The organism is Nocardia panacis, assembly GCF_003598715.1.
In the GTDB taxonomy this organism is placed as follows: domain Bacteria; phylum Actinomycetota; class Actinomycetes; order Mycobacteriales; family Mycobacteriaceae; genus Nocardia; species Nocardia panacis.
Genome location: NZ_QZFU01000055.1, coordinates 363,358 through 371,932 on the forward strand (window position 1 = coordinate 363,358; position 8,575 = coordinate 371,932).

Annotated in this window: 7 protein-coding genes; 3 read left to right on the top strand and 4 right to left on the bottom strand. The window is 67.1% G+C overall.

Going from position 1 to position 8,575, the window contains the following annotated elements:
- Both D5S18_RS34100 and D5S18_RS34105 read right to left on the bottom strand, forming a co-directional pair.
- The gene (locus D5S18_RS34100; RefSeq protein ID WP_120045236.1) at positions 1 to 1,731 is read right to left on the bottom strand and encodes a hydantoinase B/oxoprolinase family protein; all 1,731 of its coding nucleotides are present in this window, start codon (positions 1,729 to 1,731) and stop codon (positions 1 to 3) included.
- Positions 1,728 to 3,803: a hydantoinase/oxoprolinase family protein gene (locus D5S18_RS34105; RefSeq protein WP_120045237.1), complete on the bottom strand. Its 2,076-nt coding sequence runs from the start codon at positions 3,801 to 3,803 to the stop codon at positions 1,728 to 1,730. The genes D5S18_RS34100 and D5S18_RS34105 overlap by 4 nt, the downstream gene beginning before the upstream one ends.
- A gap of 165 nt (positions 3,804 to 3,968) precedes the next feature.
- On the opposite strand from D5S18_RS34105, the gene D5S18_RS34110 reads away from it, so the two are divergent.
- Entirely contained in the window at positions 3,969 to 4,895 is a 927-nt protein-coding gene (locus D5S18_RS34110; protein ID WP_120045238.1) for a TIGR03619 family F420-dependent LLM class oxidoreductase, read from the top strand.
- A 91-nt stretch (positions 4,896 to 4,986) separates the two neighbouring features.
- On the opposite strand, the gene D5S18_RS34115 is transcribed toward D5S18_RS34110, so the two are convergent.
- Both D5S18_RS34115 and D5S18_RS34120 read right to left on the bottom strand, forming a co-directional pair.
- A complete protein-coding gene (locus tag D5S18_RS34115) occupies positions 4,987 to 5,829 on the bottom strand; it encodes an SAM-dependent methyltransferase (protein WP_120045239.1) in 843 nt (280 codons plus the stop codon).
- 167 nt (positions 5,830 to 5,996) lie between these two features.
- Positions 5,997 to 7,550: a prenyltransferase/squalene oxidase repeat-containing protein gene (locus D5S18_RS34120; protein WP_120045240.1), complete on the bottom strand. Its 1,554-nt coding sequence runs from the start codon at positions 7,548 to 7,550 to the stop codon at positions 5,997 to 5,999.
- A 383-nt stretch (positions 7,551 to 7,933) separates the two neighbouring features.
- On the opposite strand from D5S18_RS34120, the gene D5S18_RS35510 reads away from it, so the two are divergent.
- Together D5S18_RS35510 and D5S18_RS36225 are read left to right on the top strand one after the other, a co-directional pair.
- Positions 7,934 to 8,086 (top strand): GNAT family protein, encoded by a 153-nt coding sequence (locus D5S18_RS35510; RefSeq protein WP_203237041.1) that lies wholly within the window; start codon positions 7,934 to 7,936, stop codon positions 8,084 to 8,086.
- 27 nt (positions 8,087 to 8,113) lie between these two features.
- Entirely contained in the window at positions 8,114 to 8,248 is a 135-nt protein-coding gene (locus D5S18_RS36225; protein ID WP_282434935.1) for a hypothetical protein, read from the top strand.
- The last annotated feature ends 327 nt before the right edge of the window (positions 8,249 to 8,575 follow it).

The window sequence follows — 8,575 nt, forward strand, 5'->3', positions numbered from 1 at the left end:
CTAGCCGCGCGCGGCGGTGCTGACTTGGCCGCGGAGCGTGGCGGTGGCATTCGCGTCAATGACACCGTCCTCGGTGATCACGACACCGTAGTCGCGTTCGGCGCCGGTGCGGGTCACCTTGCCGTCGAGGACATCTTCACGAACCCGCTCCGGGTCGCGCTCCAGTGGGCTCCCGTGACCACCGCCACCCGCGGTCACGTGACGGTGCCGAGTTCCCGCGGTCATGGTGAAGTGCGGTTTGGATTCGAGCAGACGTTCCTCGGGACCGCCGGGGTCGAGCACATTGAGCGATGGTGCGCCCGGCCCGCCACCCTCGAGCCCATACGGCAGGAATTTGCGTCGGTCGGATCGGATCTGCACGGTCGCCTCCGGCGCCAGCAGTGTCATATCGCGGAAGGTCGCCATGCCACCGCGCCAGCGGCCCGCCCCACCGCTGTCCGGGAGGTAGCCGTAGCCGTCGATACGCAGGTGCCCGGAACGTTCCAGCTCCTCGACCGGGGTGTTGGTCAGATTCGCGCCGAGCGAGCTGATCCCGTCGATGCCATCGCGGTCGGGCCGCGCACCCCACGCCCCCGCCAGCGGATCCCACAGCACGGTGGAGGAGCCGTCGGCCGCGACAATGCCGATCGCGATACCGTTCGGTCCGCCCTCACCCGCGGCGGGCACCCGATCCGGGAAGACCGGCGCCAGCGCCCCGAGCACCGCGTCGATGATCCGGAAACCCACCAGACCCCGCGCGCCCCGCGCGGAGGGCCGCCGACCGTTGAGGATCGAGGCTTCCGGGATGACGAAGCTGAACGGCCGATAGAAACCGCTGTTGGCGGGGATATCCGAGGCGAGGATGCCCTGCACGGCGGCGTAGGCGGCCGAGCGGGTGAACGAGGACGTCGCGTTCAGCGCCGAGTCGACCTGCGGCGCGGAGCCGGTGAAATCGAGTTCGATCCCCGAATCCGACAGGGTGACCCGCACCCGGATCGGGATCGGCCCGAAACCCAAACCGTCGTCGTCGATGTGGTCGGTGAACTCGTAGGTGCCGTGGACCGCCTCGGCGAGCGCGGTGCGCAGCAGGGTTTCGGAGTAGTCGAGCAGTTCGTCATTGAGCGAAGCCAGTCGTTCGACGCCGTGCCGCGCCGCCAGCGCCCGCATGCCCTCGGCCCCGGTGTGGCAGGCCGCCAACTGGGATTCGAGATCGCCGCGCAGGAGTTCCGGTTCGCGCACATTGCGCAGGATCAACTGGAGAAACGTCTCGTTCAGCACCCCGGCATCGATCAGCCGCGACGGCGGGATCTGCACACCCTCGGCGAAAATGGAGGTCGACTGCACGGCCATGGATCCGGCCGCCCACCCGCCGACATCGGTGTGATTGACGACCGTGACCGCGAATCCCAACAGATCCTCCCCGGCGAAAACCGGGGAGACGGCGAAGATGTCGGGCAGGTGCATCCCGCCGCGCGACGGATCGTTGAGCAGGTAGATATCGCCGGGCCGGATGGCGGTGCCGAATTCGTCCAGGATCGCCTCCATCGCGTCGGGCACCGATCCCAGGTGCACCGGCAGCGTATTGGCCTGGGCGATCACCCTGCCGTGCGCGTCGCACAGGGCGGCGGAGAAGTCCATGCTGGACGCGACCAGCTCCGAGTGCGCGGTGCGCACGATGGTGATCGCCATCTCGTCGGCGAGTCCGGTAACGGCATTGCGGAAGACCTCGAAGGTCACGGCGTCGCGAATCATGCGGCACTCCAGGTGATGACGATGTTGTGGAAGCGGTCGCGGTGGACCAGTGCACCGGGCGGGACGAGGGTGGTGGCGTCCATATCCTCGATGATCATCGGCCCCGCTACCGGGTCGGCGCCGAGATCGAAGCGACTCAACACCGGCGTCGACACGGTCTCGGCGAACCGGCATGCCCTGGTGGTCGGCGCGCGGCCCGCCGCGACCGGCATCCGCAGCACCTCATCGATCCACACTGGGGTGGGCACCCGGCCGCGCACCCGGAGGTTGACCAGTTCGACCAGGTCGTCGGTGCCCGCCCGACCATAGGTGCGCTTGTGCTCGGCGTGGAACAGTTCGCGAACCTCGGCGAGCAACTCCTCGGTGAAATCGCCGTCCGGCACCCGGATCCGCAGCTCGAATCGCTGACCCCGGTAGCGCATATCGAGCAGTCGATCCACCACGGCCCCGGTCGCCAATTGCGCGCGCACCGTCGCGTCGAGCCGAGCGAATTCGGCGGCCAAGACCGTCACATCGGCGAATTCGGGGCGGTACGGGGCGAGTTCATTGCGTTCGGTGTCGGCGACGAGCAGACCAAGGCTGCTGAACAGGCCCGGATGCACGGGGACGACGACGGTCGAGATCCCCAGTTCGCGGGCCAGTTCGGCGGCATAGAGCGGACCGGCCCCGCCGAAGGCGACCATGGTGGCCTCGCGCGGGTCGCGGCCCCGTTCGCTGGTGACCGCCTTGACCGCGGTCGTCATATTCGAGACCGCCACCTGGTAGGTGCCGCGCGCGGCGGCCGCGATATCGGTGCCGAGTCGTTCGGCGATCGGCGCGAGCGCCGTCACCGCCCGGTCCGGGTGGATGGGGACGCGGCCGCCTGCGATGGCCTCCGGACTCAGGTAGCCCAGCGTCACATTGGCGTCGGTCAGTGTGGGCAGTTCACCGCCGAAGCCGTAGCAGGCGGGTCCGGGACTCGCGCCCGCGCTCGCCGGTCCCACGTGCAGGGCGCCCGCCGCGTCGACGGAGATGATGCTGCCGCCGCCGGAGCCGACCTCGGCGATATCGATCGAGGGGGCGCGCACCGGATAGCCCGCGCCGGAGGTGAGTCCGCGTGCGACATTCATCCCGCCGCCGACCTCGTAGTCGGCCGAGACGAACGGTTCACCGTGTTCGATCAGCGACGCTTTGGCCGTGGTCCCGCCCATATCGAAGGCGACCACGCTGGACAGGCCGATCAGCTGGGCCAGCTTCTGCACGGCGGTGACGCCCGCGGCCGGACCGGATTCGATGATCTGCACGGGCCGGTGCGCGACGGAGGCGGCGTCGAGCAGGCCACCACTGGACTGCATGACCAGCAGCGGAGCCTGTATCCGCGCGGCCTGCAACCCGGCTTCGAGCTGGGTGAGGTAGCCGTGCACCGCCGGGCCGACATAGGCATTGACCGTGGCGGTGCTGGTGCGCTCGAACTCCTGCGCCTGCGGGGAGACATCGACCGATGCCGTGACGTAGACCTCCGGCAGTTCGGCGCGCAGCACCTCGGCGACGCGCCGCTCCTCCTCCGGACGCAGGTAGGAGTTGATCAGGCAGACGGCCACCGCTTCGATACCGTCGGCGCGCAATCGAGCGGCCAAGGCGCGGATCTCGTCGTCGGCGGCGGGTGGCGCGAGACGTCCGTCGGCGGTGATCCGCTGGTCGAGTTCGTATCGGTGCCTGCGTCGGGCGAGCGGTTCCGGTTTGGTCCACGCCAGGTCGTAGAGCACCGGTCTGCGCAGTCGACCGAGTTCGAGGACGTCGCGGAAGCCGCGGGTGGTGACAACCGCGGTGCGGACGCCGGTCATCGACAGGATCGCGTTGGTGGCCACGGTCGTGCCGTGCAGCATCGCGATCACGGACTCCGGTTCCGCCTCGGCCATGGACAGCACGCCGATGGTCGCCGACACGACGCCCGCGCCGTAGTCGGGCGGAGTGGACGGGATCTTCATCGGGACGACTTCACCGGCCGGTCCCAGCGCGATGACATCGGTGAAGGTGCCGCCGATATCGGCACCGACCCGCCATCCGGCTCGTGGGTCGTGACTGGGGGTCACTGTGAACTCCTTCGTTCCAAGTAATTGAGATCACAGTAGGAGCCGCCTGAGATATCAGCAAGACCTGTTGATGTTTTTCTGGTGCCGGGCGCAAAATTCGCCGATCGGCTCCGACCTACTCCCGAGGAGGCCGCACGGGCGCTCCGAACCCGAAGGAGTGTCCGGATGAACCTGCCCCGCATCGGCGTCAACATCCCCTACCTCGACCCGCACGCCGGACCCGACGCCGTCGTCGCGGTGGCGCAGGCGAGCGAGCGGCTCGGATTCCACGCCGTCTCCGCCAGCGAACGCCTGCTCATCCCCACCGGAGCGCACTGGAACAACGACGCGGGACTACCCGAGACCCATGCCTGGGACTCACTGGAGGTGCTGACCTGGGCCGCCGCGCACACCAGCCGGATCCGCGTGACCACCGCCATCCTGAATACGATCTTCCAGCCGCCGCTCGTGCTGGCCCGCCGACTGGCCACCCTCGACCGACTGTCCAAAGGGCGACTCGATGTCGGCATCGGTCAGGGCGGCGGCACCCGACTGCCTCCGTTCTACATTCCCGAAGAGTTCCTCGCGACCGGCGTGCCGACCAGCAGACGCGGCGCCGGATTCGTCGAGCACATCGCCGCCATGCGGGCCTGCTGGGCGCCCGACCCGGTCGAATTCTCCGGCAGGCACTACCGCATCCCGCCGTCCATGGTCGGCCCGAAACCGCACGCGGGCACCATCCCGCTGTTCTTCGGCGCGATCAACCGCCACACCATCGAACGCGCGGCCCGCCTCGGCGACGGCTTCATCACCACCGCGATCGACTGGGACGCCACCCGCGAGAATCTGGATCTGTATCGCGCGGCGGGCGGCGCGGGCACCATCGTGGTCAATGTGATCCCCGGCCGTCATCGCCTCTCGCCCAACGCATTCACCGACGCAGTGCTGAAAGATTTGGAACGCGCCGCGGCCGTCGGCGCCCACGAGGTGCACATCGCCCTGCAGTTGCTGTCCGTCGAACCGGACCGGCAGATCGAACTGCTGCAAGCCCTCGCGACAGAACTGGACCTACGGAATTCGAGTTCTTCCATCGAGGAGAACTCGTACAGCTAGGACCCGAGATCAACTGTGGCGCAAGCATTTGCCAGCAGTCAGGAGAGCCGGGCGAGCGCACCGCGCCAACCCGGCTCTCCCATGTGGGTCCTCAGAGCTTGCGACCCAAACCGGCCCAAATCCACGCGGGACCATCACCCGGCTCTACCTGGAACCGCTGCTTCTCGGCGAGTTCGGGATGCCAATCCTCCAGCGTGACCACGCCCGGCTCCACGAGTTCGGTTCCGGCGAACAGTCTTTCGGTGTCGGCACGATTGCGCGGCACCATGGTGATACCGGCGTGCTCGCAGGCCTGCACGCCGCGCTGCGCCGCCAACGGATTGAAATCGGCGGTGGGATGACTGATCGTCAGGCAACTGCCGGGAGGCACCGCCTTCAGCAAACGCTCGACGATGCCGTACGGATCGTCCTGCTCACGGAAGTACATGAGTATCAACGTCATAGTGATCGCGACGGGCCGGTCGAGATCGAGAGTCTGGGTGAGCACCGGGTCGGCCAGGATCGACTCCGGATCGTGCAGGTCGGCATGGATGAACGCCGTCCGGCCCGCAGGCGCGCTCACCATCAGCGCTCGCGCATGCGCGAGCACCAGCGGATCCTTGTCCACATAGACGACGCGGGCCGCCGGATCCACCTCCTGGGCGACCTGGTGGGTATTGCGAGCGGTCGGCAATCCGGTGCCGATATCGAGGAACTGGGTGATACCCAGTTCCCCCATCGCGTAGCGGACCGCGCGACCGAGGAAAGACCTATTGTGCCGCACCATGTTCCGAATGCCGGGAACATGTGCCGCGATCTGATCGCCGAGTGCGCGATCGACCGGATAATTGTCGCGCCCACCTAGCCAGTAATCGTAGAAGCGCGCCTCATGGGCTCTGTTCGAATTGATCGTGGTCGGCAAACGTGAACTGATCCGTCCCCGAGTTTCCGACATAATACTTCCTCTCCGCGAGTGCGCAGGACCTGCCGATTTCACCACATCGAGCTGTCGCCGACCAGTAGCGGCCTGGCAAAAGTCTACGACGCCAGGATATTGCCGAGAACACCTGGTACACCACGAATTCCTCCCGATACGCCGTCAGCCCGCGATCGATCGCGCCCTCACGGCGCCGACCGCGCGATCCGGCAGGTGAGATGGCCCAGTGCCAGCAGCGCGAAGATGTCGGCGAGCACCGGGACGGTGAAACGCAGCGGTCGCGGACCGATGGAATCCGAGCGCGAGACAATACCGCCGTCCGCACGCTGACAGGCCAGCAAGTAGGTTGCCGCGCGCACGGCAGGCGCCGGATCATCTTGGCAGCAAAGCGATATCAGGGCGTACGCCGTGCTGACCGCATCGCTGGGTTCGCCATGTTGCTGCCCCCAACCGCCATCGGAATTCTGACCGTCCAGTACGAGAGCCAGCATTCGCTTGGTCATCTGTTGCACGTGGGCGGGTTGGTTTGCCGGATTGCGGGTAGTTGCGAGCAATGCGCGGAAAACCGCGTGCAGGCGACTACTGGACCAGGCGGGCGGAAATGAGCCGTCCGTACTCTGCTGCACGGCCATCGACTCGAATCCCGAGGCAATGGTGTCTTTGTGCTGTTCGGATCGCAAAGTGAGCGCATCCACGACGGCGGCGGTCATACAGGCCTCCGACGCCGCACCCGCGATATAGGTGGGAAATCCACCATCCGGATTGCGCACCGCGAGCATCGACCGCTCACCCCGCCGAATCACCTCCCCATACCTGTCGGCATCGAGGACATCCAGGAACTGGATGACGACCGAGGTGTCGTCGACATCGGTCTGACGAGCCAGATCGGTATAGGACCAGCCGCCGTCGGATTGCTGCTGCGACAACAGGTATCCCGCGATCCGATGCAGCGATTCGGGCGGGGCGGCCGCCGAGGCGAGCGCGACACCGGCATTGGCGGTGCACCAGATATCGGTGTCGCCCACGAAGGGCAACCCACCGTCCTCCTGCTGGTGCGCCAGCGCCGTGGCCACCCCCGCCCGCACGACATCCTCGTGACCGGGGAGGCGGTGCAGAGCATGCAGCACCCACAGGTGGATGAGGACGTTGTTCTCCCAAATATCGCTCTGCGCCCTGGTTTCCAACAGCGTCCGCACATCCGCGTCGTCGATCAGGTCGAGGCGGCCGGTGGCGTCGGCGAGCACCACCTTCACGGCGGCGACCTGCGCCAAGGCCCAGCAGTGCAGGCCCGTCCGGTCGAAAGCGGCCGGATCGAGGTCGGCGCCGGGAGCGTGGCCGTAGAGGGCGAAGATCGCGTCGATCATCGCGTGCTTGCGGGCGCCGGTGAAGCTCGGCGCCCCGGCGACGATCGCCTCGATCAGCCCAGCGGGCGGATCGACCGCGGCATGAGTCAGGCCGAGCTCGAGCAGGATTCGGTCCAGCGGATCCTGCGGAACCTGAGCACGCAGAAACTCGATCAGACGCGCCCGCCCCTGCGGCGCCGAACCTGTTCGCTCCAAGAGGTTCAGCGCCAGCACGGATTCGAGAACGCGGCTGCGGCAACGGTCGCGGACCGCACCGTCGGGACCGACGCGCCCCAGCAAGTAGGACCGCAGGCGCGCGGTGGCGCTGTCGAGCGCCGCAGGGAAAAGCTCAGCGGGCCAGGGCGTCCTGGCCGAACTCGGTGTCAAAGGTCGCATGATTAACCGCCACGATCGAAGGAACCAGGACTATCGGCACTGCAATCACAGGCACGGAGCAGTCGACGCACCGAACCGGCCGCCAGCGGCCACGGCCCATCTACTCGACCTTCGGAACTCGAAACTTGCTGCGCGCCAAGTATAGCCAGCTTCCCCGTACCGGAAGCACCTATCTCGGCTACTGCGTGGCGAAACCTCGCCGCTGTCGTGGCAACCGCCGATGGGACCGTATCGACGCAGCGGACACACCCCTCGCCGCCTCCGCGAATCATGTTGCGCTACTGAGTAAGCTGATGCGGACGAGTTGCTCGCCGCCTGTCCTACCGAGCGCCCACGGCTTTGAAACATCGGCGATCCTTTTCGGGGCCGAACTCGACGGAGCGATGGTCGGCATGATCACCCTCGATCGGCGCGGCCCCGACCACCCGGGTCACCCCCGTCCTGAAGCCGGAGAAGCTGCCCTCGGCTACCTGTTCCTGCCGCAGGCATGGGGATCGGGGTACGCCGCAGAGGTGGGCGTGGCGGCATTGGACTGATTCGCCCACGCCCTCCCCGGCGAGCCGGTGGTGCTCTGCACCCAGAGCGCCAACGACCGCACGATGCGCCCCGCGGCGAGACTCGGATTCACCGAGATGGAGCGGTTCGAGGACTACGGTGCCGAGCAGTGGTTCGGCGTGTGGTCCCCGATCACGCCGTAGCGCGGCCCGATCAGCGAGCTCCCGTCCCTACTCCTTGAGCTCGGTGAATCCTTCTGCGACACAGCCGAAACCGAGCGGCCGGCCGTCATGGTCGGCTTCTTCGTCATCGTCTTCTATACCGGCGAGATGGGTGGTCGGTGGGCTCGACCGGGTTGGTACGAGGTCGGTCGGCGACGCGGGACTTCGCGTGGAGTCTAGATCCAATGCCGCGCAGTTAGCGCGGATGAGCGCAGTGCAAGTGGATCTTGCTGTGGTGGTTGGTATGTCGTGACGCGGAACAGCGGAACTCCTGGTAGAGAGGTTAACGACCAAGAAAACCGTGCCACC

Coding starts and splice junctions, on each gene's coding strand:
- D5S18_RS34100 (WP_120045236.1), bottom strand. CDS start 1,731: ATGATTCGCGACGCCGTGACCTTCGAGGTCTTCCGCAATGCCGTTACC.
- D5S18_RS34110 (WP_120045238.1), top strand. CDS start 3,969: ATGAACCTGCCCCGCATCGGCGTCAACATCCCCTACCTCGACCCGCAC.
- D5S18_RS34115 (WP_120045239.1), bottom strand. CDS start 5,829: ATGTCGGAAACTCGGGGACGGATCAGTTCACGTTTGCCGACCACGATC.
- D5S18_RS34120 (WP_120045240.1), bottom strand. CDS start 7,550: ATGCGACCTTTGACACCGAGTTCGGCCAGGACGCCCTGGCCCGCTGAG.
- D5S18_RS35510 (WP_203237041.1), top strand. CDS start 7,934: ATGGTCGGCATGATCACCCTCGATCGGCGCGGCCCCGACCACCCGGGT.